The following is a 23763-nucleotide window of genomic DNA, read 5'->3' on the forward strand; positions in this document are numbered from 1 at the left end:
CAAGTAAATTCATAATTTAGAATGCAAATATCGTATTTAATTTTTAATACTTACGAAACCAACAAATCAAATCAGCAATTTTTTATATTTTCGCAGATATAAAATGAATTAATGATGAATATAGATAAAGTACTTTTAATTATAATTATTGCAAATGTTGCTTTTTCAATAAAAGGGTTTAGTGATCGTTTGTTTTTAGATAAATATAAATTTCAAATTGGCGCTATTAAACGAGGTGAACAAATTAGAATGTTTACTTCAGCATTTTTACATGTAGATTATATGCATTTAATTTTGAATATGTATGTTTTGTACATTTTTGCACCAATTATTATTATTAAGCTGGGTGTTGTTAAGTTTTTAATCTTGTATGTAGGAAGTTTATTAGCTGGGAATGTATTAACACTAAAGTATCATAAAGATGAATTGTATTATAGTGCGGTTGGTGCTTCGGGTGCTGTGGCAGGAATTATTTATGCCGCAATTTTGTTGAACCCAGATATGCGTTTAATGATGTTTCCGCTACCAATACCAATACCAGGATATATTTTTGGTTTAGGATATTTATTATACTCAATTTATGGAATGAAAAAACAGTTAGGAAATGTTGGCCATTCAGCACATTTAGGAGGTGCTATTGGAGGTTATATTTTAATGTTAATTGTGTATCCATCTATATTTTTAACAAGTACTACAACAATTCTTTTATTAGGTGTTCCAATAGTTTTATTGCTGTTGTTTGGACATAAATTAAAATAAAAAAAGCTAAACGAAAGTTTAGCTTTTTTTTGAGCGAGAGACCGGGCTCGAACCGGCGACAGTCAGCTTGGAAGGCTGAAGCTCTACCAACTGAGCTACTCTCGCAATCGATGGCAAATATACAATCCTTTTAGTCTTTAGCAAATATTTTTATTAAAAATTTACAACTTTTTTAAAAAATGAAAACCTAATTTTTTAAAGTCTTCATTTTCATAGAAGTTATGTGATTTTATGTTTTCAATATAAGTGTTTAATTCTATAGATTCATAGCCATTATCTGTTGCATACTTGTAAATCCACTCAAATAGTAGCTTTCCCAATCCTTTATTTCTATATTTTTTTGAAATAATTACATGGTCGGGTTCTATAGTTCTTCCACAATAATGTCTGGTTAAAAACCAAAGACCAGAAATACCTACCAAATTTTTATTAATATATAAACCAACACATTTGTAATTTTGTGTTGTCATTTCTAATAATCGTTTTTCTAAAAGATGTTTTGGAGTTGATTCATTCAGTTCAACCAGTAAGGGTAAGGCAGTTAAAATATGTGGCGTTTCAATTAACTTAATTTCAATAATTTCCATTTAAATAGTATTTTAGCGTAGGCTAACCAATATTATGAAAATTATTTTAGAAACCGAAAGATTATTTTTGAGAGAATTTGTTCCTTCTGACGGGTTTCATTTTTTTTATTTAAATAATGATCCAGAAGTTATAAAATATACAGGAAACCAGCCTTTTAAAAATTTAGAAGAAGCGAATAACTTTATTTTAAACTATTCAGAATACAATAAATACGGTTTTGGTAGATGGGCAGTTTGCTTAAAAGAAACTTCGGAGTTTGTAGGTTGGTGTGGTTTTAAATTTGATAAAGATAGTAGTGAAATTGACTTAGGGTTTAGGTTTTATAAAAAATATTGGGGTATTGGTTATGCTACTGAAGCAGCAAAAGGCTGTTTGCAATTTGGATTTTTAGATCTAAATTTTAAGGAAGTAGTTGGTAGATGTTATATTGAAAATAAAGCATCAATTAATGTGTTAGAAAAGTGTAATTTTAAATTCCAAAAAAATATTTTGTACGATTCTAAACAAGCAAAATTATACACGTTTAAAAATGATAACAATAAAAAAAATTAAAGCTGAAGATACGTATCCAATTCGCTTAGAGATTTTGCGGAAAGATATTCCATTACCGTATGAATTTAATGGAGATTTTGATGAAGATACTTTTCATTTGGGTGCTTTTAAAAATGAAAAATTAGTGGCAGTTTCAAGTTATATGAAAGCAAGTAATTCTAATTTTAAAGGAATTCAATATCAATTAAGAGGAATGGCAACTTTAATTGAATATCAAGGTTTAGGGATGGGTAAATTAATGTTAGAAGATTCTTTTTCAATTTTGCAAGAGTTAAAAATAGATTGTTTGTGGTGTAATGCTCGTGTTATTGCAGTTAATTTTTATAAAAAAATGGGTTTACAAACTTTTGGAGAAAAATTTGAACTTAAATATGTTGGGGATCATTATGTGATGTTTAAATATTTGGAATAAATTTAAATATGAAAAATAAAAGACAATTAATTGTTATTAGTTTGATTTTTGTTCAATTTATAGTTGCTCTAAATTACACTAGTTATTGTCAGACAATGTATTCAGAAAAAGCATTAATAGGAGTAGGTGACCTAAATTTTGATGGGAATGATGTGAAGCTGCAAAAAGAGGTTTTTGAAGCTTTTTATAATATGCAAAATGCTGCTTTAAAAGATAGTATTTCTATTCAAATTGTTTCTGCGTATAGGAGTTATAAAAGGCAAAAGAAAATTTGGAACAGAAAATTTAAAAAATATACTTCTCAAGGTTTCTCAGAAATAGAATCTATAAATAAAATTATTGAATATTCTACAATTCCAGGAACCTCTCGCCATCATTGGGGAACAGATATTGATATTGTAGATAATGCAGTTGAAGCACCAAAAAAAATGTTAATTGAACAAAATTATACAAGAGGAGGAGTTTATTCTAAACTTAAAAATTGGATGGATTTGAATTCAGAGAAATATGGTTTTTATTTAGTATATGATAATAATACAGCAAGAAAAGGTTTTAAATATGAGCCTTGGCATTTTAGTTATAAACTAGTATCAAAGCCAATGTTAAAAGATTTTTTAACAGTTGATTTAATTAGGCTTCTTCAAAAAAAGGATATAGCGGGTAGTTATTTATTTTCAGAAGATTTTTTGAAAAAGTATATTTCAGAGCAAGTTTTAGATATTAATTTGAATTTAAAATAATGCTTCCTATTAAATAAATACAAATAAATGGTGTTATTTGCAATATAAAAAGTATGTTTGTGTTCATAAATGGTTTTAATCGAGTGTATTACCACCCTTTTAGAAACTTAAAGAGTATGAATAGAAAATTATTAGCTCTAATTTTTATAGGGTTTTCAACATATATTTTAAGTCAGGAAATAACTACAATTACTGATTTAAAAAAAGAACTACAAAATGAGGTAGTTGATACCACTAAAGTTTCATTAAATTTAATGATAGCAGATTCTTATTTGAAAATAAATAAAGATTCTGCTTTTTTTTATTTTAACAAAGGTTTAGGGTTAGCAAATAAAATAGATTCGAAGCGTCAAATAGCTCAACTACTGTATAAAATTGGGGTAGCTTATGAAAATCAATCTAATTTTGAAAAGGCAATTAAATATTATCTTGAAGCGGTATCTATTTTTGATACTTTAAATAATACTGCTAAAGTTGCTGGTATATATAGTTATGTAGCATATAGTTATTCACAACTTTATATAGAGGATAAGGCTATTGAATACTATTTAAAATCTTTACAAGCACATAAAGATATTGGTGATGAATTAGGTATTGCAATGATTTATTTAAGTTTTGGAGAATTATTCTATTCAAAGGAAAATTTTATTCAAGCAAAAAAATATTTTAAAGATGCATTAAGTATTTATATTAAATTAGATGATAAAAACGGTATTTCTGTATGTTATACAAATCTTGGAAATGGAACTGCTGATTCTGGTGATAATGAAGCAGGACTCGCTTATTATAATAAATCAATTATAATTCAAGAAAAAATTAATGACCAATTTGGTATAGGAATTAATTATAATAATATTGGAGATTGTAATATTCAGTTAAAAAAATATGATGTGGCGTTGGATTACTTTTCAAAATCACTTAGTATTGCTGAAAAGTTAAATGAGAAATCGTTAGTTTCTATTGTTTTATTGAATATTTCCGATGTGAAAATTAAATTAAAACAATATTTCAAAGCTATACAATATGCTGAAAAAAGTTTAAAAATAACAGAAGAAATAGGAGATTTAGAAAATCAGGCTGAGAATTTAATAATCCTTGCAGCTGCTCATGAATCATTAGGTATTATATCTAAATCTAATGATTATAATAAGAAGTATATTGTAATTAAAGATAGTTTAACTACAATTGATAAAACCAATAAAGTTAAGTTATTTCAAGCTTTAAATAATTTAGAAAAATCTCATCACACTATAAATGATTTATCAAGTAAACATGAAATAACTAGATTAAAATATGAAGATAATCGTAAATTTATCTATTTTTTAATTGGAGCAGTTTTATTATTTGGTTTTTTTGTAGTCCTTTTAATTTTGCAGCAAACAGCGAAAAAAAAGGCTTATAATTTATTAGAATATAAAAATCATCAGATAAATAAAATGAATGAAAAAATTCAGATTCAAAGAGATGGCCTAAAACAATTAAATAAAACGAAAGACATCTTTTTTTCTATTATTGCGCATGATTTGAGAAACCCATTTAATTCCATAGAAGGATTTACTGAACTTTTGATTGAAAACGTTCATGAATATAGTGAAGAAAAAAGGTTGAAATTTTTAAAAATTATAAAAGGTTCTTCTTCAAAAGCTTCAATTTTATTAGATAACTTATTAATTTGGGCAAATTCCCAATCTGGAAATTTAGATTTTAATCCTCAAAAAATTGATTTAAAACAAGAAGTTTCTGATGTTATATCGTTGTTAGAAATTCAAGCAGTTAATAAAGATATTAAAATTTTGAACAACGTAGTTCATAATGTTTTTGTTGATGCAGATCAGAACATGCTAGCAGCTGTACTAAGAAATTTAATTTCTAATGCTATAAAATTTACAAATTTAAAAGGTGAAATTCAGATATTATCTGCCATTACTAATGATTTTGTAGAAATTTCAGTAAAAGATAATGGGATTGGAATTTCACAATTTGATATAGATAATTTGTTTAGCATTGAAGTAAAAAGTTCAAATGTTGGCACTGCGAATGAACAAGGTTCAGGTTTAGGCTTAATTTTATGTAAAGATTTTGTTGAAAAGCATGGATGTAAATTATGGGTAGAAAGTTTAATAAATGTGGGAAGTGAATTTAAATTTACAATGCCAATAGCTGTTAATTAACTTTTAGAAAATAATCTTTAGATTAGAACAGTAAGTTTTATTAGGTACTCTTTCCTAAATATACAACCCAAGAACTAACAATTAGTTATCAACCTTAATTCTATGTTCTCTATTCGCTATTTCCCAAGCGGTGTAAAAAATAAGTTTTGTTCGTTTCTCTAAAAGGTCATAATTTATTTTATCAGGTGTATCAGAAGGTTTATGATAATCTTCATGAATACCATTAAAATAAAAAATGATTGGGATATTATTTTTAGCAAAGTTATAATGGTCAGATCTATAATAATAACGATTAGGATCATTATCATTATTGAAAGTGTAGTCTAAATCTAGTTGCGTATAGTGAGTATTTATTTCTTCAGATAAAGTATGTAATTCGCTACTTAATTTATCTGAACCAATTAAATATATAAAATTAAGACTCTTCATATGCGTTTCATCTACGCGACCTATCATATCAATATTTAAATTTACAATAGTATTTTCTAAAGGGAAAACAGGAAAATTTGTGTAATATTTTGAGCCAAGTAATCCATTTTCTTCCCCTGTAACATGTAAAAATAATATAGATCGTTTTGGGTTGTTCCCTTCTAAAACAGCTTGTTTAAAAGCTTCAGCAATTTCTAGAATTGCTACGTTTCCTGATCCATCATCATCAGCACCATAATAAATCTTATTGTCATGCATACCTAGATGATCATAATGAGCTGATATTACAACAATTTCTTCTGGTTTTTCTGAACCTTTAATATAAGCAATAACATTTTCAGATGGTTTTAAATTTGGCCTTAAATGTTCGGTAGGTATACTTTGAAAATAGTCACTTCCTCCAAATGGTGAGGCTATATTTTTGTCAATATAAAATGTTTTTAAATATTCAGCAGCCTTTTTTTGACCAGATTCTCCAGTTCCTCTTCCTTCAAACTCTTCGGATGCAAATGCATATAAAAGTTTTTCTAAATCACTAGCTTTAATCGAATTTGCAAATTTGGTGGCTGTCTCACCGGCAATAATTGTAGGATTTGTAATTTGACCTGTAATACCATTATTACTTCCACAACTTAAAAAAAATGTTGTAACTAAAACTAAAAATAGATTTTTCATTTAGGGTAATTTACAATTACTCAAATATATTAAAATAATTAGGAGTTGTTGATTGTAAACTGTTTTAAAGTTTTGTTAAAGGAAATTAAATCAGATTCAAAAAGCTTATTTATGGAGTTATTGGCAATCAATTCCTCTGTGTTTCCAGATATAAATTCATTAGGAGTCATAAGCCACAATTCATCCGCTAATTGAAGTGCTAAATTAATTTCATGTGTAGAAACGATAATTGTTTTATTAAATTCGGAAGCTAAATTTTTAAGTAGTGAGAATGTATTAATAGTGTGATGTAAATCTAAATGCGCAGTTGGTTCATCAAGTACAATTATAGGTGTATTTTGTGCAAGTGCTCTAGCTATTAAAATTTTTTGTAGTTGTCCATCACTTAATTCAAAGCATTTTGAATTCATTAAATGTTTAGTGTTTGTTTTTTCAAAAGCAGATTGAATAATACCTAAATCTTCAGTTGTTAAATAGCCAATCCAATTTGTATAAGGTTGTCTTCCTAAAGCAACTAATTCAAAAACAGTTAAACTACTGTCGGGTAATTGTTCAGTTAATACAAGGCTAACTATTTTAGCGAAATCAGTAAAATTGAATGTTTCTAATTTTGTCGAATTAATAAAAATTTCACCTTTTAAACTAGGTTGTACCTTTGTTAGAGTTCTTAGTAAAGTAGATTTTCCTATTCCGTTTTTTCCTAATAAACAAACTAAATTTCCAGCATCTAATTCTACATTTAAATTAGAAGCAATTGTTTTTACTTCTTTTTTAGAAGTATAGCCAATGTTTAAATCTTTAACTTGAATAATATGTTTAGTAGATAATTTCATTAATAAAAAACTTTTCTTTTTCTAACCAATAACCAAATAATAATTGGAGCTCCAAATAATGAGGTAATTGCGTTAATTGGTAATGTATATTCACTGTTTGGTAATTGCGCAATGCTATCACAAATTAACATGATTATAGCACCGCTAATAGCAACTGCAGGCAATAATATTTTATGGTTTGATGTGTTAAAGAGTAATTTTGTTAAATGCGGAACTGCTAAACCAATAAAAGCAATAGGCCCCGAAAAGGCTGTAATTACACCAGTAAGTAAACTAGTTGAAATTAAAGTAAGATTACGAGTAAGTTTTACATTTACACCCATACTTTTTGCATAATTTTCACCCAATAATAAGCTGTTTAAAGGTTTTATGATAAATATGACCAATGAAATTCCAACAAAAAATGTAATGGTAAGCGCACTAATTTCTTTCCAACTTAAATTTCCTAAACTTCCAAAACTCCAAAACAAATATTGTTGCAATTGGTTAGCGCTACTAAAATAAGCCAAAACACTAATTACTGCAGCTGTTAAACTTCCAAACATTAATCCAATTATTAGAATAGACATGGTGTTTCTAACTTTAATAGCAGCTAGCATAACTGCAGAAAGCACTAAAAATGCACCAGTAATAGCTGCAGCTGCAAGTCCCCAGTTTGTAAAAGCGTAGGCCGAAATGTTTGCACCCAAAAAAGAGGCACCTAAAATTAAAATAGCAACTCCTAAACTTGCACCAGAACTTATTCCTAAAACAAAGGGGCCTGCTAATGGATTTCTAAATAAAGTTTGCATTAACAAACCGCTAATTGATAGGCCAGAGCCAACAATAATAGCGGTAATTGCTTTTGGTAAACGATAATTTAATATAATTGATTTCCAAGATTCCCTTTCAGTTTGACCGTCAAATAATGATAAAAATATTTGTTTTAAAGGTATGTAAACTGAACCTAAGCTTATATTAATTATGATAATAACAAAAAGTGTTATTATTAATAATATAAAAGTGTTTTTGTATGATTTTGTTGGATTCACCAAGTGTAATTATTTAAAAATGTTACTAATTTTTCAATGGCTTTTCCTCTATGACTTATGCTACTTTTTTCATTCATATCCATTTCAGCAAAAGATTTATTGTAACCTTCAGGCATAAAAATTGCATCGTACCCAAAACCTTTTTCTCCTTGTTTTTCTTTCAAAATAGTTCCTTTACAAATTCCTTCAAAGATATATTGTTTTTCGCTAATATTAAGTGATATAGCAGTTCTAAATTGCGCTTTTCTATTAGAGTTATTACCAAGTTCTTTCAATAATTTTTTTATGTTTTCTTCTGCATTGTTCTCTTTTCCCGCGTAACGAGCAGAATACACACCTGGTTCATTATTTAAAGTTTCAACTTCTAAGCCTGTATCATCAGCAAAGCAATTTAAACCGTATTTTTCAGTTATAAATTTTGCTTTTATAATTGCATTCCCTTCTAATGTATCAGCAGTTTCAGCAATATTATCAAAACAATTAATAGCAGCTAAACTAACAATTTCAAAATTGGTAAGCATTGCTTGAACTTCTTCTAATTTGTTTTGATTATTTGTTGCAAAAACTAGTTTCAATTTATTCATGATGATAAGGTTCGTTTTTTAAAATTGTAAAAGCTCTATAAATTTGTTCAACTGCAAATAAACGAATCATTTGATGTGAAAATGTCATTTTTGATAAAGAAATTTTACCTGTTGATTTTTTATAGACTTCTTCAGAAAAACCATAGGGACCACCAATTACGAAAACTAATTGTTTAATTCCTGAATTCATTTTCTTTTGAAGATAGGTGGAAAAATCTACAGATCTAAATTCTTTTCCTTTTTCATCCAACAAAATTAAAGCATCTGTAGGCATTAACTTTTTTAAAATAAGTTCACCTTCTTTTTCTTTTTGCTCAGGTTCACTTAAATTCTTTACATTTTTTAAATCAGGAATAACTTCAAGCTCAAAATTAATATAATGCTTCAATCTATTTTGATAGGTATCTATCAAAGTTTGTAAATTTTTATCATCGGTTTTACCAATGGCCAATAATTTAATTTTCATTCTGCAAATATAAAAAGAAATAAAGATGAATTTTTTGAAAATAAAAAAGTTATTTTTGTGTTAAAATAGTTACGAAATGATTAGTGAGAAACAATTTGAGAAAGAATTAGATATTATAATTTCTAATGCCGTTAGAGAAGATGTAGGAGGTGGAGATTATAGTTCGCTAGCTTGTATTCCAGAAAGTGCTCAAGGCAAAGCTAAATTATTGGTTAAGGAAGCTGGTATAATTGCAGGTGTTGAATTTGCCAAGAGAATTTTTAAATATGTTGATATTAATTTACAAGTTGAAGCATTAATTAATGATGGTGATGAAGTGAAATATGGAGATATTGTTTTTTATGTTTCAGGGAGTTCTTTATCCATTTTAAAAGCGGAGCGATTGGTGTTAAATGCCATGCAGCGAATGAGTGCAATTGCTACAAAAACGAAAAAGTTTGCTACTTTATTAGAAGGTACAAAAACCAAAATTTTAGACACTAGAAAAACAACTCCTGGTATTAGAGCTATTGAAAAATGGGCAGTTAAAATTGGAGGTGGAGAAAATCATAGATTTGCTTTGTATGATATGATTATGTTGAAAGATAATCATATAGATTTTGCAGGAGGAATTACCCAAGCTATAGCAAAAACTAAAAAATATTTAGATGTAAATTATCTCGATTTAAAAATTATTGTTGAAGCTAGAAGTTTGAATGAAATTAAAGAAATTTTTAAATCTGAGGGCATTCATAGAATTTTAATAGATAACTTTAATTATGATGATACTCGTAAAGCAGTAGCATTAATTGGTGATAAATGTCAAACAGAATCTTCGGGAAATATTACTTTAGAAACTGCTAGAAAATATGCCGAATGTGGTGTGGATTATATTTCATCGGGAGCTTTAACACATTCAGTTTATAATTTGGATTTAAGCTTAAAAGCTGTTTGAAATTAAGTTAAAAGATACTAAAAGAAAAAGATAGTAAAACCTTTGAAATTTGGGAGCTATGAAGCTTTGAAACTTTACATAAAAATGACAAAAGAAATCGAAGATAAATTAGATGAAATTCCAATTATTAATTGGATAATACGCTTGGTCAAAAGAATTAAAATTCCTGGTTTATTAGGCATGTCTTTGTATGACGTTATTGAAATGTATTTTATTGGAATTGTAAAAGGAGCTTTAACCTCACGTGCAGGTGGAATAGCTTTTAGTTTCTTTATGGCATTATTTCCTTTTATTTTATTTATTCTAACATTAATTCCATACGTTCCAATTGAAGGATTTCAGGAGAATTTTTTAGTAATGATTGAACAATTATTACCTCCAAATACAGCTGAAACAGTTCATGATGTTATTGAAGATATTGCAAATAACAGATATAGCGGTTTACTTTCATTTGGTTTTATTGCATCTATTTTTCTAATGACCAATGGTGTAAATGCTATTTTAGGTGGATTTGAATATTCTTACCATGTAACAGAAATGCGAAGTATATTGAGACAATATTTTATTTCTATGGCAATGGCAATACTACTATCTTTTATATTGGTTTTTACTGTGGCAATTATTCTTTACTTTGAAATTGGAATTAATAATTTAAAAGCAGCTGGCTGGTTAGCCGATGAGGTTTTTTGGATTGAAAAAGGGCAATTTTTATTTTTTGTTTTACTCATATTTATTTCGGTTTCTTTTATGTATAAATACGGGACAAAAGAAGTAAAGCATTATTCATTTTTCACGCCAGGTTCCATTTTAACCACTGTTTTAACCATATTAATGTTTAAATTGTTTGCAGTTTATGTGTTAAAATTTGCAACCTATAATAAGTTATATGGGTCTATAGGAACACTGTTGGTTTTAATGTTATTTGTTTGGATTAACTCCATCATTTTATTATTAGGATTTGAGCTGAATGCAAGTATAAATTATCTTAAAAAAAGACAATTTAAAAAACACGATTAATAAAATAACGGTATGAAAATAATTGCAATGATACCTGCTCGTTTTGAAGCAAGCCGATTTCCAGGAAAGTTAATGAAAGATTTAGCAGGGAAATCTGTAATTGTTAGAACTTATGAAGCTACAAAGTCTTCAAATTTATTTGATGAAGTTTATGTTGTTACGGATAGTGTTATTATTTTTAATGAAATTAAAGCGAATGGTGGTGAAGTATTAATGAGTAAAAATGAACACGAATCGGGGAGTGATAGAATTGCTGAAGCTGTTGAAAATTTAGAGGTAGATATTGTTGTAAATGTGCAAGGAGATGAGCCTTTTACACAAACAGAACCTTTGAAAAAGTTGTTAGAAGTATTTAAATCGGATGTTAATAAACAAATTGATATTGCTTCTTTAATGTTAAAAATTGAAGAAGATGAAGAAATTAACAATCCTAATAATGTAAAAGTAGTAACTGATGAACAGAATTTCGCCATGTATTTTTCACGTTCACCAATTCCTTATCCTAGAGAAAAATCAACCGCTGTTTATTATAAACATATAGGGATTTATGCTTTTAGAAAAGAATCACTTTTAAAATTCACTAGATTACCTATCAATAATTTGGAAGCTACTGAAAAATTAGAAAACCTTCGTTTTTTAGCAAATGGTATGAAAGTGAAAATGGTAGAGACAAATCAAATTGCCATTGGTATTGATACACCTGAAGACTTAGAAAAAGCCAATGCAATTTTTAAAAACAATTAATAAATGAGTATTTCTCCTGAAACAATTTTTAGTATTTTAGTAGGAATAGGGCTTGCAGCATCTGTTGGTTTTAGAATCTTTGTTCCATTATTTGCTTTAAGTTTGGCTTCCTATTTTAATGTAATTCCATTAAATGAAAGTTGGCAATGGATTGGGAGTTCATCTGCAATAGTCATTTTAGGAGTTGCCACACTAGTTGAAATATTTGCATATTTCATCCCATTTCTTGATAATTTATTAGATACAATTGCAATTCCTTTAGCAGCTTTTGCAGGTACAGCAGTTATGGTTGCTACAGTAAGTGATTTAGATCCAACTTTTACTTGGGCATTAGCTATTATTGCTGGAGGAGGAACAGCTGCAGCAATAAAAGGTTCAACAAGTACAACGCGTTTGGCTTCAACAAGCACAACTGCTGGTATTGCCAACCCAATAATTTCAACAGTTGAGACAGGAACTTCAATTGTAATGGCTGTTTTAGCTATTTTCATTCCTATTATAGCAATAATTTTAATATTAATTATATTTTGGATTCTATTTAAAGTTTTTAAATTATTTAAACGAAAAAAATTAAATAAATGAGTTATATCAATAAGCAACCAAAAGATTTTATAAAATCGTTACAAATTATTCATTTTGTATTGTTAATGGTTATAATTGTATTTGCAGCGTATGTTTCAATACAATTAAATGAACAATTAACATTCTCTTATTCCAATGATAAAGCTTTTCTTTACATCGCTATTACAATCTCTTTTGTAGGGAATTTGATGAGTAAAAGTTTATTTATTAAACTAATTAAAAAAATACCTAAAGATGCCGATTTACTTGAAAAAGCTTCAAAATATAGCACTGCACATATTTTTAGATTAGCAATGTTAGAATTTCCTGCATTAATGTGTATTATTTTTGTAATGCAATCTAACAATAGCTTTTATTTTATTCTTGTTGGATTATTGTTAATAATAATGTTGGCTATTTTACCTACTAAAAACAAATTTATAAATGATGTTCCATTAACATCTAATGAAAAATCAATATTAGAAAAACTTTAATTAGTTTTTTAATTTTCGGATATTTGCAAACTAATTAGAAAAAATGGCACAAAAACCAAGCATACCAAAAGGAACTCGTGATTTTTCACCAACTGAAGTGACAAAACGGAATTATATTTTTTCAACCATAAAACAAGTGTTTGAATTATATGGATTTCAACCTATTGAAACTCCTAGTTTTGAAAATTCTTCAACTTTAATGGGGAAATATGGAGAAGAAGGTGATCGACTTATTTTTAAAATATTGAATAGTGGAGATTATTTAAATAAAGTTGATGACACTTTGCTAGCTTCAAAAGATAGTTTGAAAATTACTTCAAAAATTTCAGAGAAAGCATTGCGTTATGACTTAACAGTACCTTTTGCACGCTATGTTGTACAACACCAAAATGAGATAGAATTTCCTTTTAAGCGTTATCAAATGCAACCGGTTTGGCGTGCAGATAGACCTCAAAAAGGGCGTTTTAGAGAGTTTTTTCAATGTGATGCAGATGTTGTAGGAAGTAAAGGTTTATGGCAAGAAGTTGAATTTGTTCAGTTATACGATGCAGTTTTTAGTAAGTTAAAATTAACAGGCACGACTATAAAATTGAACAATAGAAAAATATTGGCTGGTATTGCTGAAATTATTGGTGCTAAAGATAAGTTGATAGATTTTACAGTAGCATTAGATAAGCTAGATAAAATTGGTGCTGATGGTGTAACTAAAGAAATGCTTTCAAAAGGAATTTCAGAAGAAGCTATTGAAAAAGTACAACCGTTATTTAATTTTAATGGAAGTAATCAGGAAAAATTAGTTCAGCTTCAAGAATTATTAGCAGCTTCAGAAGAAGGAACTCAAGGTGTTAAAGATTTAATGTTTGTTGTAGACACTATCGAATCATTAGGATTACAATCAGCTAAATTAGATTTGGATGTAACTTTGGCACGTGGTTTAAATTATTATACCGGTGCAATTTATGAAGTTTCAGCACCAGAAGGTGTTCATATGGGATCTATTGGCGGTGGAGGTAGATATGACGATTTAACAGGAATATTTGGACTAAAGGATGTGAGTGGTGTTGGTATTTCGTTTGGTTTAGATCGTATTTATTTGGTATTGGAAGAATTAAATTTATTTGATGAAGTTGAATTACCAAAACCAAAGGTGTTATTTATAAACTTTGGAGAAACTGAAGCGACTTATTGCATGAAAGCTTTGGTTGAATTACGTAAAAACAATATAAAATCAGAATTGTACCCAGATAGTGCTAAAATGAAAAAACAACTAAATTATGCCAATAAGAGAGAAATTCCTTATGTGATAATTGTTGGTTTAGATGAAATTAAAAATAATAATTATACATTGAAAAATATGCAAACAGGTGATCAGCATTTATGTAATTTAGAAGAATTACTTAAAATCACTGTATAACTTTGAAACAAAGTTGTAAATTTGCAGGCTAAATTAGTGAAAATGTTTGAAGGTAAAAACGGAATGAAAAACACAATAGATGAAATAGGAGATGATCACGCAGCAGCATCTGCTAAAACACCTTTAAGAGCTGATGCTTTTGATATTTCTGATCAAGAGAAAAGAAATCGTATTGAAGCAAGCGTTAGAGATATTCTAGAAACATTGGGAATGGATTTAGAAGATGATAGCATAAAAGGAACACCAAGAAGAGTTGCAAAAGCATACGTGAATGAAATTTTTAGCGGTTTAAACCCTGCTAATAAGCCAAAATTATCAACGTTTGATAATAATTATAAATATGGTGAAATGTTGGTAGAAAAGAACATTACAGTTTATTCTACTTGTGAGCATCATTTATTACCAATTGTAGGTAGAGCTCATGTTGCGTATATTTCAAATGGAAATGTAATAGGTCTTTCTAAAATGAACAGAATTGTAGATTATTTTGCAAAGCGACCACAAGTTCAAGAGCGTTTAACTATGCAAGTGGTACAAGCTTTACAAGAAGCAATGGGTACCGATGATGTTGCTTGTGTAATTGATGCGAAGCATTTATGTGTAAATTCTAGAGGCGTTCGTGATATTGTAAGTAGTACGGTAACTTCTGAATTTGGAGGGAAATTTAAAGATAAAGAAGTTCGTAGAGAATTTTTAGATTATATTAAAATGGATACGGATTTTGATAAAATTCAATAATCATTTAATTTAAAACATAAAAAAAGCACCTTAAAGGTGCTTTTTTTATGCCTAAAAATTTCAAGAGTTATTCTTTTTCAATTAATTTTTTGGATAATGTAAATCCAATAAATAATCCAAGACCTGCCATTAAAAAGATAGAACCTGTGTAACCAACTTCTTCTCCAATTGCGGTATAAGCTTCTAATATTGCTCCACTAAAAACTCCAGCACCTATACCCATAAGTAATACAGCTATATTTAGAATTAAAATTTTCCAAATTGGTACAGATGATTTTTTTTGAGCAGCCTTAGCGCTAAAAAAGATACTGGCATCAGCTCCTTTTTCAATTAATGCTAAGCGTTCTTTGTTTCTTGTGGAATAGTGTAAATAAAAAATTCCAAAAATGATAATAAATAATGATACAAATACAAATGCTACTTCCATAATATATAATTTTAGTTTTTAATGTGTTTCATTAGGTATGACGATAATTGTTTTCATTCGGTTACAAAAAAGAGTATTTAAATTTAATTGTATTAAATTGTAACCACGTTAGTTTAATTGTCGTCATATATTCAAATGAACACCAAACCAGACGAGTACTATATAGAACAAACCTTAAATGGTAATGTAAATGCTTTTGCTTTTTTAGTAGAAAAGTATAAGCATATGGTATATACACTTGCTATAAGAATTGTTAAAAATAAAGAAGAAGCAGAGGAAGTAGCACAGGATTCCTTTGTAAAAGCTTTTAAAAATTTAGAAAAATTTAAAGGTGAATCAAAATTTTCAACTTGGCTTTATAAAATAGCCTATTATGGAAGTTTAGATGTTCTAAAGAAAAATAAAAGGTTTGTTAATTCTGAAAATATTGATGATTTTAATGAAGGTGATTTAGGAAATATGCAAGATGCTTTAGAATATTTGCATGAAAAAGAAAGAAAAAAAGTAATTAATGATGCACTTTTAAAATTAAATGAAGATGAACGTATTATTTTAACATTGTATTATTTTGAAGATTTACCAGTAAAGGAAATTTCAAAAGTTGTAAATTTATCAGAAGATAACATTAAAACAAAGTTATTTAGATCTCGAAAAAAATTAACAACAATTTTAAAACATGTTATAGAACCAAGAACCGTAGATTTAAGATGAAACCAATTAAAAACATAGAAGAAATCACAAAATATATTATTAAGGAAGCACAAATTGAATCGCCTTCTGAAGATTTTCTAGATAAAGTAATGAATTCTGTAAAATTAGAAAGCAAACTTTCTTTAACAAAAGTGTATCAACCGTTAATATCAAAATCAGCTTGGTTATTGATGATTACTGTATTTTTTGGGTTGAGTATTTTTATGTTTGCAGGAAATTCTGAAAATTCATATGTTTTATCAAAAGTAGGAGTATCATTTTTTGATAAAATAACTTCAATTAAAGTTCTAGAAAATATTTCTTCCATAAATGTCTTTAAGAATATTCATTTTTCAAGCACTTTCACATACAGTTTTATATTCTTTTCTATTTTAGTTATGTTGCAATTGTATTTTATTAAAAATTATTTCAACAAGCAAAATAGTATTTAAATTTATTTGTAATTTATTTTAATTTGGTGCTAAAGTAGTGAATGGATAATATGGAATATTTCGTAAAACCCAATAAATAATAATAATAACTAAGATTATTATGGGCGTTTTTGGATGATATATATAGTTGTAAATATTCTTTTTAAAATAGATGTTTATTAGAGAGATAGTTCCGTGATATGCTAAAACGAACATTCCCATAAAATACAATACGTTTTGTTGAAGAACTCCAAATAAATTAAATTGTAATAATTGATGCGTTGCGCGCTGACTCCCGCAACCAGGACAATAAATGCCAGTAGTTACATACAAAGGGCATTTTGGAAAAAAATTTACGTCACTTGGATTTACAAAAAAAAATAAGATTACTACACCTATTCCAAGTATAAGAAATCCTATATTTTTTATAGTTATGAAGTTCAATTAGTAGTTATTATTTAAACCCAAGATTGCAGCTCCACCTAATGCGAAAATAAAAATAACATATAAAAGAATAACAGCAATTCCTGAAAATAATCCCCATTTCATCCATTTTTTAGCATTTTCAGAAGCTTCTTGCGCTCCTTGATAATCTCCTGAAGAAAATTTAGTATTTACCTGACTGGCAAATACAATACCAGCTATTCCAAAAGGTAAACAGCAGAAAATAGTTACTAAAATAGATTCAACAAGGTAGTTTTTTGGTTGATTTTGATCCATCTTTTTCTTTTTAAATTTATAATAAAAATTGTTTTAAACGAAAATACAAAAATATTATATTGAATTTTATATAAAATTTGAATTAATTCTGCTATCTAAAGGTATTGTTTCAATTAAAATCAATGTAACTTTTAGATGTTTTCAATTTTAGGTTTGTTTCAGCATACAGATTGATTGTTTTTTGGAGTATATTGTGTTTGGTTTTTTTTGCTAAATTTGTGAAATGATTTTTAAAAATTTGAAACACATTTTTTGTGTATTGCTTACTGTATTTACTATAAATACAGTTCAAAGTCAAGAGATAGTTGATTCCCTAAAAAAAGAAACTACTTGGAATCTTTTAAAGGAGGATGGAAAATCTATTTTTGGAGGTGTAAAACACGCTTATTCAGCACCGTTTAAGTGGAAAAAAGATGACTGGCTTACTTTTGGAGGAATAGCTCTAGGTACTACACTACTTTATATTTATGATGAAGAGACCAATCATTATTTTGTAAATCAAAATGAAGGAGCTCCTCAGATGCTAAAAGAAATTGGATGGTATTATGGAAGTCCGCAAAACTTTTTTATGATTTCCACTGGAATATATGGTTATGGTTTATTAGCTAAAAATGATAAATTTAGGCACACGGGCGTTTTAATTTTATCATCTGCTGTTGCTACGGGTTTTATACAAACAATATTAAAAAATGGAGTTGGAAGAGCGAGACCTTCCACTGGGTTTGGGAAAGATAGTTTTGACCCTTTTAGTAAGGAATCGTTTTATCATTCGTTTCCGTCTGGTCATGCAATATTATCATTTACAGCTTCTCATGCAATAGCAAAGCAATTTGATAATATATGGATAAAAGGGGGGATATATGGAGTTGGTTTAATTGCTCCTATTTCAAGATTGTGGATTGATGCTCATTGGTTATCAGATGTTGTTTTAGGAATGGTATTAAGTGTTGTGGTTGTCGATAGCGTTGATAACTTTTTAAAAGGTAAACAAACGAGTAGGAGAGAACCAAAAATAACATGGAATTTTAGAGCTGGAATAGACAGTATAGGTTTGGTTGGTACTTTTTAAGAATACTTTAATTTGTGGTTTAGATTAAAAAAAATCAAACTGAATTATTTTATGTCTTCTTTAAGTTTTCTATTTTAAAAATTAGAAATAGCAATTTATCAAAACAAAGTGAATAATACTATATTGAATCTTTAATAAGGTTAAAAATAAAATGAATTTCTCCTGCAATTTGTTTATTTGTTTCTAAATATTTTTCAGTTTGACGCAACGTATTATCATACGCTTTTGGATCATTAAAAGGTAAATGAAAGCGTTCGATAGCATCAGCTATAAAAGGGCAATTCTCATCGGCACTAGAGCAAGTTGTAATGGCAATAAATGGTTTTTTATTATGCTCACTATCATATAGTTTAGAAAATCCAATAATAGGATTTATACAATTTTTATAATCAATTGAATACACTGGATTTTGATGTGAAAAATCTAATATTTGAAAGTTAAAACCAACTTCTTGCAATGTGTTTACCGTATTTCTATAAAAAGCAGTAGCCATAGTACCTCCTGAAAAATTAAAAACTTCAGAAAATTTAAAATAGTAAGTTGCATAACTGCTCCATACTTGTGCTAATTGGCTTCTTCTACTATTATGTGTGCAAATATAGTTGAGGTTAACACGTTTATTTTCTTTCAGTTCATTTGCAATAAATAATGCAATAGATTGAAGTAATTTCATTCTATTTGCATCAATTTTTAAATCAGTTAGAGCAGCTTTAAAAAATTGCTCAGTATTTGTTGAAACAGTTTGTGCCATCATTTTCTTTTTCTACAAAAATATTGTTTTAACTTTGCTTAGTTATTTCTGTAAAATTAATTTAAAGTTAAGAATTAAACTAATTTAAGTTTTTTAAAGGAATACAATTTTAAAAATGATAAGATTAAAAATAAAACAATCTGATATAAATGGAATTTAAAGTAGGGGATACCGTTGCAGTACTTGATGATGTAATTAAAGGGAAAGTTATTGGGGTTTATGCTCATAAAATTGTAATTGAATCAGAAGACGGATTTTCTTTTGATTTTTTACCTAAAGAGTTGGTAGTTATTAGAGAAAGCCAAAGAGAACTTTCAAAATTTAGTGATATTTCTAACGAAAGTTTGTTAGAAAAAATAAACCTTTCAAGTGGAAAAAAGAATGCTCCTAAATTTAAAACAGCTAATTTAAATGATAAACTTCCGCCAATGGAAGTAGATTTACATATTCATAATTTAGCATCTTCAACTAGAGGAATGGATAATTATGATATGTTAAATATACAAATGAATGAAGCTAAACATAAATTAGAATTTGCAATAAAAAATAGAATTCCAAAAATTGTTTTTATTCACGGAGTTGGTCAAGGTGTTTTAAAATCGGAACTCGAGTATTTGTTTAAAAATTATAACGTTAAATCTTATGAAGCTTCATTTCAAAAGTATGGATTAGGAGCTACAGAAGTTTATATTTATCAGAATTCTAAAGGTTAACAGTAAGTATTCCAAAATCAAAACTTTGAAATAAAATACGCTCGTCAGCATCATTAAATAATAAATCTGATATTGTGATGGTATAGGTGTAACCAGTTACCACTTCATTTGTTATAACCTTGGCAGTTGCAATATTAATTGTACCACTTTCAGCGATTAATTCCTTTAAAATTTTAGGAGTTGATGGAGGAATAGACTGGCAGAAATAATTTGTTCCAATTCCATCTTCAAAAATTCTGTAAACTACACTTAAAGTTGTAGAAATGGCAACGGTTTTATCTCCTTCAGTAGTACCTATATTTGTTGGTGTTAATGTTAAAATGATGACTTCAGTACTTGTATCATTTTTTTTGTAAATAACATATTCTCCACAGCTTTCAACATCAGTAGTAAACTCAAACGATGGCACATCAAAATCACCATCACTGCATGAGAATAATGAAATTGTAATAATAAGTGTAATTAATTTCTTCATTTATATAAAATTTTCAAGACAAAAATAAGAGTTTTAAGTAATTCAACGTTAAATGAAACCAACTATTTTAATTACTTTTGTTTTTGATGAAAAATATATATTTAGATAACGCAGCAACAACACCTATTTTACCCGAAGTAATTGATGTAATTACAAAAACGATGACTGATTTTTATGGGAATCCATCTTCAACACATCAAATTGGTAGAAAGTCAAAATCTTTGGTTGAAACTGCTCGAAAAAATATTGCAAAACAATTTAATGCAGCATCAAATGAAATTATTTTTACAGCTGGAGCAAGTGAAGCCGATAATTTGATTTTAAGAAATGCAGTTACTAATTTGGGAGTAACTACTATTATTTCTTCTAAAATAGAACATCACGCAATTATACATACCATAGATAATCTTGTTAAGGAATTTAGTGTGAATGTTTGTTGGGTAGATTTAGATGAAAGAGGAGGTATAAATTATACACATTTAGAAGAATTACTTCAACTTACTGAAGGTAAGAAATTAGTGAGTTTAATGTATGTTAATAATGAAATCGGTAATCTATTAGATCTAAAAAAGGTGTCAGATTTATGTATTGCAAATAATGCTTTATTTCATTCGGATGCTGTGCAAGGAATAGGTCATTTTAAAATTGATATTAAAGAAACTCCTATAGATTTTTTTGTGTGTAGTGCACATAAGTTTCACGGACCAAAAGGTGTAGGATTTGCATATATAAAAAAAGGGTTTGGTATTCATCCAATTTTACATGGTGGTGAACAGGAGCGAGGAGCCAGAGCGGGAACTGAAAACATTCATAGTATTTTAGGAATGGAAAAAGCGTTGGAAATAGCCTGTGCTAATCTAAAAGAAGAAACTACCTATATTCAAAAAATAAAAAGTTATTTTATTTCCGAATTGAAAAATAATTTTGAAGGAATAGAGTTCAATGGGTATTCTGAAAGTGAAACAAAAAGTAGTTACATAATTTTAAACGTTAGATTTCCAAAAGAATATGCAATGCTTCTTTTTAATTTGGATTTAAAAGGAATTGCTGTTTCAGGAGGAAGTGCTTGTCAAAGTGGAAGCAATAAAGGATCACATGTGTTGAATGCTTTATTAAATGAAAAAGATGCAATTAAAACTTCTATACGGTTTTCATTTAGTAAATTAAATACGATTAATGAGATTGATTATACAATAACTACATTAAAAAATTTAATAAATTAATGCTAAACTATCCTCTAAAATTCACGCCTATATTGAAAGAAAAAATTTGGGGAGGAACTAAATTAATAACTCAATTCAATAAAAAATCGACTTTAAATAATATTGGAGAGAGTTGGGAAATTTCAGATGTTGAAGAGAGTATTTCAATTGTTTGTAATGGTAATTTAAAGGGTTTATCTTTAAGAAAAATATTAACTAAGTATAAATCAGACTTATTAGGAAAAAACAATTATGTTAACTTCGGAAATAAATTTCCTTTGTTAATTAAGTTTATAGATGCTAAACAAGATTTATCTGTTCAGGTTCACCCAGATAGTGAACTATCAAAAACACGCCACAATTCATTTGGAAAAATGGAAATGTGGTATGTTATGCAGGCCGAAGAAAATGCAAGATTGATTTTAGGATTTAAGGAAAGAATAACCTTAAAACAATATGTATCTCTTTTAGGTGAGAATAATATTTTATCAGCCTTAAACGATGTTTACGTTAAAACAGGAGATGCGTTTTTTATTGAAACAGGAACTGTTCATGCTATTGGGGCAGGTGTGGTTTTAGCTGAAATTCAACAAACATCAGATGTTACTTATAGAATTTACGATTTTGATAGAGTTGATGAGCAAGGGAATTCAAGAGAATTACATACAGAATTAGCTGTTGATGCTATAAATTTTAGTAATAAAATTGATGCTGAAAGAAGTTATAACAAAGAGGTTAATGTTTTAAATGAAGTTGTAAAATGTGAATATTTTAAAACCAACTTTATACCAATTGTTGGTAAAAAAGAAATTGACTATTCACAAACTGATTCATTTGTAATTTTTATGTGTGTTGAAGGTAGTGCAGAAATTTCTATTTTTAATAATTCTGAAATTATTGAATTTGGAGAAACACTATTAATTCCAGCGATTGCTAAAAAAGTAATTATAATATCTGAAAATTGTAAATTGTTAGAAGTTACCGTTTAAAAAATATTCACTTCAATATCTAAATCAATTTTAAATATCTCTTTTACTTTTTGCTGAATATTTTTAGCTAAGCTGTATATTTCTTGTCCGGTTGCGTTATTATAATTTACTAAAACCAATGCTTGTTTTGTATGAACACCAGCATCACCAAAACGTTTTCCTTTAAAACCACATTGCTCAATTAGCCAACCAGCTGGTATTTTTACTTCATTTTCTGAAACAATATAATGTGGAATTTCTGGATATTTTTTTTGTATGATTTCAAAAGAATTTTGGTTAATTACCGGATTTTTAAAAAAACTTCCGCTATTCCCAATTTCTTCAGGATTAGGGAGTTTGCTTTCTCTAATTGCAACTACAGCATCTGAAATATTTTTAATTGTAGGATTTTCCATATTTTCTAATAAAGAACTTATTGCTCCGTATGAGATATTGATTTTATGGTGGTTTTTTGTAAGTTTAAAAGTAACATTTATAATAATGTATTTATCTTTTAATTCCTTTTTGAAAACTGAATTCCGATATCCAAAATCGCAATCTTCAAGTTTAAATACTTTGATTTTTCCAGTTTCAATCTCAAGAGCTTCTAATTGGTGAAATGTATCTTTAATTTCTACTCCGTAAGCTCCAATATTTTGAATAGGTGAAGTCCCAACATTTCCAGGTATTAACGATAAGTTTTCTAAACCCCCATAATTTTGAGAAATACACCAAACTACAAAATCATGCCAATTTTCACCAGCTTCAGCAGTAACAAAAACAACTTCATTATCTGTATCATTTACAATAGTACCTTTTAAATTTAAGTGAAGCACTAATTTTTCAATATCAGCAGTTAACAGCATATTGCTACCGCCTCCTAAAAGAAAAACATCCTTTTCAATAGTGATAACTTCTTTTAACTCTTTTAATGAATTTATTGATACAAAACGTTTGGCATTTGCTTGAATACCAAACGTGTTGTATTTTTTTAATGATATGTTTTGTTGAATTTTCAATTACTTTTTGTTATAAGTTGAAAGTGCAACTTTTAAGATGTTAACTGATGAAATTAAGTCTTCTTTTTTCAAAACATACGCAATTCTTATTTGTTTAGTCCCAAACCCTTTTGTTGAATAGAAACCTGCAGCAGGAGCAACCATAACAGTTTGATT

Annotated in this window: 30 protein-coding genes, 1 tRNA gene and 1 pseudogene; 18 read left to right on the top strand and 14 right to left on the bottom strand. The window is 28.0% G+C overall.

Translation table 11 applies throughout. From position 1 onward, the window contains the following. The first annotated feature begins 111 nt into the window (after window positions 1-111). Complete coding sequence (locus Q0352_RS05960; protein WP_299525106.1) at window positions 112-759, top strand: rhomboid family intramembrane serine protease; 648 nt, start codon at window positions 112-114, stop codon at window positions 757-759. 32 nt (window positions 760-791) lie between these two features. Here Q0352_RS05960 and Q0352_RS05965 read toward each other — a convergent pair. Both Q0352_RS05965 and Q0352_RS05970 read right to left on the bottom strand, forming a co-directional pair. After that, window positions 792-864 (bottom strand) — tRNA-Gly (locus tag Q0352_RS05965). A gap of 56 nt (window positions 865-920) precedes the next feature. Further along, a complete protein-coding gene (locus tag Q0352_RS05970) occupies window positions 921-1346 on the bottom strand; it encodes a GNAT family N-acetyltransferase (RefSeq protein ID WP_299525109.1) in 426 nt (141 codons plus the stop codon). Window positions 1347-1380: 34 nt separating this feature from the next. Here Q0352_RS05970 and Q0352_RS05975 point away from each other — a divergent pair, with 34 nt between their 5' ends. The 4 genes from Q0352_RS05975 to Q0352_RS05990 all read left to right on the top strand — a co-directional run bounded on the left by Q0352_RS05975 (window position 1381) and on the right by Q0352_RS05990 (window position 5222). Beyond that, complete coding sequence (locus Q0352_RS05975; RefSeq protein ID WP_299525112.1) at window positions 1381-1899, top strand: GNAT family N-acetyltransferase; 519 nt, start codon at window positions 1381-1383, stop codon at window positions 1897-1899. Further along, on the top strand, window positions 1877-2311 hold the full coding sequence (locus tag Q0352_RS05980) for a GNAT family N-acetyltransferase (protein WP_299525115.1): 435 nt from the start codon (window positions 1877-1879) through the stop codon (window positions 2309-2311). Before Q0352_RS05975 ends, Q0352_RS05980 begins: the two co-directional genes overlap by 23 nt. Window positions 2312-2319: 8 nt before the next feature. Further along, complete coding sequence (locus Q0352_RS05985; protein WP_299525118.1) at window positions 2320-3051, top strand: M15 family metallopeptidase; 732 nt, start codon at window positions 2320-2322, stop codon at window positions 3049-3051. 116 nt (window positions 3052-3167) lie between these two features. Next, entirely contained in the window at window positions 3168-5222 is a 2055-nt protein-coding gene (locus Q0352_RS05990) for a tetratricopeptide repeat-containing sensor histidine kinase (RefSeq protein WP_299525121.1), read from the top strand. Between the two features lie 81 nt (window positions 5223-5303). Here the strand turns inward: Q0352_RS05990 and Q0352_RS05995 are convergent, their stop codons facing one another. Genes Q0352_RS05995 through rlmH form a run of 5 tightly spaced genes read right to left on the bottom strand, consistent with a single transcriptional unit; the run spans window position 5304 to window position 9240 of the window. Next, complete coding sequence (locus Q0352_RS05995; RefSeq protein WP_299525124.1) at window positions 5304-6326, bottom strand: M28 family metallopeptidase; 1023 nt, start codon at window positions 6324-6326, stop codon at window positions 5304-5306. A 38-nt stretch (window positions 6327-6364) separates the two neighbouring features. Further along, window positions 6365-7159: an ABC transporter ATP-binding protein gene (locus Q0352_RS06000; protein ID WP_299525127.1), complete on the bottom strand. Its 795-nt coding sequence runs from the start codon at window positions 7157-7159 to the stop codon at window positions 6365-6367. Beyond that, entirely contained in the window at window positions 7159-8190 is a 1032-nt protein-coding gene (locus Q0352_RS06005) for an iron ABC transporter permease (RefSeq protein ID WP_299525187.1), read from the bottom strand. The genes Q0352_RS06000 and Q0352_RS06005 overlap by 1 nt, the downstream gene beginning before the upstream one ends. Continuing rightward, window positions 8187-8765, bottom strand: a complete 579-nt coding sequence (locus tag Q0352_RS06010) for a non-canonical purine NTP diphosphatase (protein WP_299525191.1) — start codon at window positions 8763-8765, stop codon at window positions 8187-8189. The genes Q0352_RS06005 and Q0352_RS06010 overlap by 4 nt, the downstream gene beginning before the upstream one ends. A gap of 1 nt (window position 8766) precedes the next feature. Then, on the bottom strand, window positions 8767-9240 hold the full coding sequence (gene rlmH / locus Q0352_RS06015) for a 23S rRNA (pseudouridine(1915)-N(3))-methyltransferase RlmH (RefSeq protein ID WP_299525130.1): 474 nt from the start codon (window positions 9238-9240) through the stop codon (window positions 8767-8769). 76 nt (window positions 9241-9316) lie between these two features. Between rlmH and nadC the strand changes: the two genes are divergently transcribed. The 7 genes from nadC (at window position 9317) to folE (ending at window position 15142) form a co-directional block, all read left to right on the top strand. Then, window positions 9317-10174 carry a carboxylating nicotinate-nucleotide diphosphorylase gene (nadC, locus tag Q0352_RS06020; protein ID WP_299525133.1) on the top strand — a complete coding sequence of 286 codons (858 nt, stop codon included), beginning with the start codon at window positions 9317-9319 and terminating at the stop codon, window positions 10172-10174. A gap of 84 nt (window positions 10175-10258) precedes the next feature. After that, the gene (locus Q0352_RS06025) at window positions 10259-11191 is read left to right on the top strand and encodes a YihY/virulence factor BrkB family protein (RefSeq protein WP_299525136.1); all 933 of its coding nucleotides are present in this window, start codon (window positions 10259-10261) and stop codon (window positions 11189-11191) included. Between the two features lie 12 nt (window positions 11192-11203). Continuing rightward, window positions 11204-11935: a 3-deoxy-manno-octulosonate cytidylyltransferase gene (gene kdsB, locus Q0352_RS06030; RefSeq protein ID WP_299525139.1), complete on the top strand. Its 732-nt coding sequence runs from the start codon at window positions 11204-11206 to the stop codon at window positions 11933-11935. 9 nt (window positions 11936-11944) lie between these two features. Then, window positions 11945-12517 carry a DUF4126 domain-containing protein gene (locus Q0352_RS06035; protein WP_299525194.1) on the top strand — a complete coding sequence of 191 codons (573 nt, stop codon included), beginning with the start codon at window positions 11945-11947 and terminating at the stop codon, window positions 12515-12517. Beyond that, window positions 12514-12990: a hypothetical protein gene (locus tag Q0352_RS06040; protein ID WP_299525142.1), complete on the top strand. Its 477-nt coding sequence runs from the start codon at window positions 12514-12516 to the stop codon at window positions 12988-12990. The genes Q0352_RS06035 and Q0352_RS06040 overlap by 4 nt, the downstream gene beginning before the upstream one ends. Window positions 12991-13033: 43 nt before the next feature. After that, entirely contained in the window at window positions 13034-14404 is a 1371-nt protein-coding gene (hisS, locus tag Q0352_RS06045) for a histidine--tRNA ligase (protein ID WP_299525145.1), read from the top strand. 42 nt (window positions 14405-14446) lie between these two features. Continuing rightward, on the top strand, window positions 14447-15142 hold the full coding sequence (gene folE / locus Q0352_RS06050) for a GTP cyclohydrolase I FolE (RefSeq protein WP_299525148.1): 696 nt from the start codon (window positions 14447-14449) through the stop codon (window positions 15140-15142). A gap of 67 nt (window positions 15143-15209) precedes the next feature. On the opposite strand, the gene Q0352_RS06055 is transcribed toward folE, so the two are convergent. After that, a complete protein-coding gene (locus Q0352_RS06055) occupies window positions 15210-15569 on the bottom strand; it encodes a DUF6249 domain-containing protein (RefSeq protein WP_299525151.1) in 360 nt (119 codons plus the stop codon). Window positions 15570-15704: 135 nt separating this feature from the next. Here Q0352_RS06055 and Q0352_RS06060 point away from each other — a divergent pair, with 135 nt between their 5' ends. Next, a complete protein-coding gene (locus Q0352_RS06060; protein ID WP_299525154.1) occupies window positions 15705-16280 on the top strand; it encodes a sigma-70 family RNA polymerase sigma factor in 576 nt (191 codons plus the stop codon). Further along, window positions 16277-16711: a hypothetical protein gene (locus Q0352_RS06065; protein WP_299525157.1), complete on the top strand. Its 435-nt coding sequence runs from the start codon at window positions 16277-16279 to the stop codon at window positions 16709-16711. The genes Q0352_RS06060 and Q0352_RS06065 overlap by 4 nt, the downstream gene beginning before the upstream one ends. An 18-nt stretch (window positions 16712-16729) precedes the next feature. Here Q0352_RS06065 and Q0352_RS06070 read toward each other — a convergent pair whose 3' ends face one another. After that, window positions 16730-17134, bottom strand: a complete 405-nt coding sequence (locus tag Q0352_RS06070; protein WP_299525160.1) for a DUF2752 domain-containing protein — start codon at window positions 17132-17134, stop codon at window positions 16730-16732. Beyond that, window positions 17135-17410, bottom strand: a complete 276-nt coding sequence (locus Q0352_RS06075; protein WP_299525163.1) for a CD225/dispanin family protein — start codon at window positions 17408-17410, stop codon at window positions 17135-17137. Window positions 17411-17648: 238 nt separating this feature from the next. Between Q0352_RS06075 and Q0352_RS06080 the strand changes: the two genes are divergently transcribed. Further along, complete coding sequence (locus Q0352_RS06080) at window positions 17649-18479, top strand: phosphatase PAP2 family protein (RefSeq protein ID WP_299525166.1); 831 nt, start codon at window positions 17649-17651, stop codon at window positions 18477-18479. A gap of 118 nt (window positions 18480-18597) precedes the next feature. Here the strand turns inward: Q0352_RS06080 and Q0352_RS06085 are convergent, their stop codons facing one another. Further along, window positions 18598-19233 carry a hypothetical protein gene (locus Q0352_RS06085; protein WP_299525169.1) on the bottom strand — a complete coding sequence of 212 codons (636 nt, stop codon included), beginning with the start codon at window positions 19231-19233 and terminating at the stop codon, window positions 18598-18600. A 146-nt stretch (window positions 19234-19379) separates the two neighbouring features. Between Q0352_RS06085 and Q0352_RS06090 the strand changes: the two genes are divergently transcribed. Further along, the gene (locus Q0352_RS06090; RefSeq protein WP_299525171.1) at window positions 19380-19943 is read left to right on the top strand and encodes a DNA mismatch repair protein MutS; all 564 of its coding nucleotides are present in this window, start codon (window positions 19380-19382) and stop codon (window positions 19941-19943) included. Here Q0352_RS06090 and Q0352_RS06095 read toward each other — a convergent pair. Further along, window positions 19933-20418, bottom strand: coding sequence for a hypothetical protein (locus Q0352_RS06095; protein ID WP_299525174.1), 486 nt, complete (start codon window positions 20416-20418; stop codon window positions 19933-19935). The two genes, Q0352_RS06090 and Q0352_RS06095, sit on opposite strands and share 11 nt — an antisense overlap. Window positions 20419-20504: 86 nt before the next feature. Between Q0352_RS06095 and Q0352_RS06100 the strand changes: the two genes are divergently transcribed. Both Q0352_RS06100 and Q0352_RS06105 read left to right on the top strand, forming a co-directional pair. After that, a complete protein-coding gene (locus Q0352_RS06100) occupies window positions 20505-21641 on the top strand; it encodes a cysteine desulfurase family protein (RefSeq protein WP_299525177.1) in 1137 nt (378 codons plus the stop codon). Next, window positions 21641-22609, top strand: a complete 969-nt coding sequence (locus Q0352_RS06105; RefSeq protein ID WP_299525180.1) for a type I phosphomannose isomerase catalytic subunit — start codon at window positions 21641-21643, stop codon at window positions 22607-22609. Before Q0352_RS06100 ends, Q0352_RS06105 begins: the two co-directional genes overlap by 1 nt. Here Q0352_RS06105 and murB read toward each other — a convergent pair. Together murB and Q0352_RS06115 are read right to left on the bottom strand one after the other, a co-directional pair. Then, entirely contained in the window at window positions 22606-23607 is a 1002-nt protein-coding gene (gene murB, locus Q0352_RS06110; RefSeq protein WP_299525184.1) for a UDP-N-acetylmuramate dehydrogenase, read from the bottom strand. The genes Q0352_RS06105 and murB overlap by 4 nt on opposite strands. Further along, window positions 23608-23763 (bottom strand): annotated as a pseudogene (locus Q0352_RS06115) (pyridoxal phosphate-dependent aminotransferase); the annotation flags it as partial.

The organism is uncultured Lutibacter sp., from assembly GCF_937891065.1.
Lineage (GTDB): Bacteria > Bacteroidota > Bacteroidia > Flavobacteriales > Flavobacteriaceae > Lutibacter.

Coding starts and splice junctions, on each gene's coding strand:
- Q0352_RS05960 (WP_299525106.1), top strand. CDS start 112: ATGATGAATATAGATAAAGTACTTTTAATTATAATTATTGCAAATGTT.
- Q0352_RS05970 (WP_299525109.1), bottom strand. CDS start 1,346: ATGGAAATTATTGAAATTAAGTTAATTGAAACGCCACATATTTTAACT.
- Q0352_RS05975 (WP_299525112.1), top strand. CDS start 1,381: ATGAAAATTATTTTAGAAACCGAAAGATTATTTTTGAGAGAATTTGTT.
- Q0352_RS05980 (WP_299525115.1), top strand. CDS start 1,877: ATGATAACAATAAAAAAAATTAAAGCTGAAGATACGTATCCAATTCGC.
- Q0352_RS05985 (WP_299525118.1), top strand. CDS start 2,320: ATGAAAAATAAAAGACAATTAATTGTTATTAGTTTGATTTTTGTTCAA.
- Q0352_RS05990 (WP_299525121.1), top strand. CDS start 3,168: ATGAATAGAAAATTATTAGCTCTAATTTTTATAGGGTTTTCAACATAT.
- Q0352_RS05995 (WP_299525124.1), bottom strand. CDS start 6,326: ATGAAAAATCTATTTTTAGTTTTAGTTACAACATTTTTTTTAAGTTGT.
- Q0352_RS06000 (WP_299525127.1), bottom strand. CDS start 7,159: ATGAAATTATCTACTAAACATATTATTCAAGTTAAAGATTTAAACATT.
- rlmH (WP_299525130.1), bottom strand. CDS start 9,240: ATGAAAATTAAATTATTGGCCATTGGTAAAACCGATGATAAAAATTTA.
- nadC (WP_299525133.1), top strand. CDS start 9,317: ATGATTAGTGAGAAACAATTTGAGAAAGAATTAGATATTATAATTTCT.
- Q0352_RS06025 (WP_299525136.1), top strand. CDS start 10,259: ATGACAAAAGAAATCGAAGATAAATTAGATGAAATTCCAATTATTAAT.
- kdsB (WP_299525139.1), top strand. CDS start 11,204: ATGAAAATAATTGCAATGATACCTGCTCGTTTTGAAGCAAGCCGATTT.
- Q0352_RS06040 (WP_299525142.1), top strand. CDS start 12,514: ATGAGTTATATCAATAAGCAACCAAAAGATTTTATAAAATCGTTACAA.
- hisS (WP_299525145.1), top strand. CDS start 13,034: ATGGCACAAAAACCAAGCATACCAAAAGGAACTCGTGATTTTTCACCA.
- folE (WP_299525148.1), top strand. CDS start 14,447: ATGTTTGAAGGTAAAAACGGAATGAAAAACACAATAGATGAAATAGGA.
- Q0352_RS06055 (WP_299525151.1), bottom strand. CDS start 15,569: ATGGAAGTAGCATTTGTATTTGTATCATTATTTATTATCATTTTTGGA.
- Q0352_RS06060 (WP_299525154.1), top strand. CDS start 15,705: ATGAACACCAAACCAGACGAGTACTATATAGAACAAACCTTAAATGGT.
- Q0352_RS06065 (WP_299525157.1), top strand. CDS start 16,277: ATGAAACCAATTAAAAACATAGAAGAAATCACAAAATATATTATTAAG.
- Q0352_RS06075 (WP_299525163.1), bottom strand. CDS start 17,410: ATGGATCAAAATCAACCAAAAAACTACCTTGTTGAATCTATTTTAGTA.
- Q0352_RS06085 (WP_299525169.1), bottom strand. CDS start 19,233: ATGATGGCACAAACTGTTTCAACAAATACTGAGCAATTTTTTAAAGCT.
- Q0352_RS06090 (WP_299525171.1), top strand. CDS start 19,380: ATGGAATTTAAAGTAGGGGATACCGTTGCAGTACTTGATGATGTAATT.
- Q0352_RS06095 (WP_299525174.1), bottom strand. CDS start 20,418: ATGAAGAAATTAATTACACTTATTATTACAATTTCATTATTCTCATGC.
- Q0352_RS06100 (WP_299525177.1), top strand. CDS start 20,505: ATGAAAAATATATATTTAGATAACGCAGCAACAACACCTATTTTACCC.
- Q0352_RS06105 (WP_299525180.1), top strand. CDS start 21,641: ATGCTAAACTATCCTCTAAAATTCACGCCTATATTGAAAGAAAAAATT.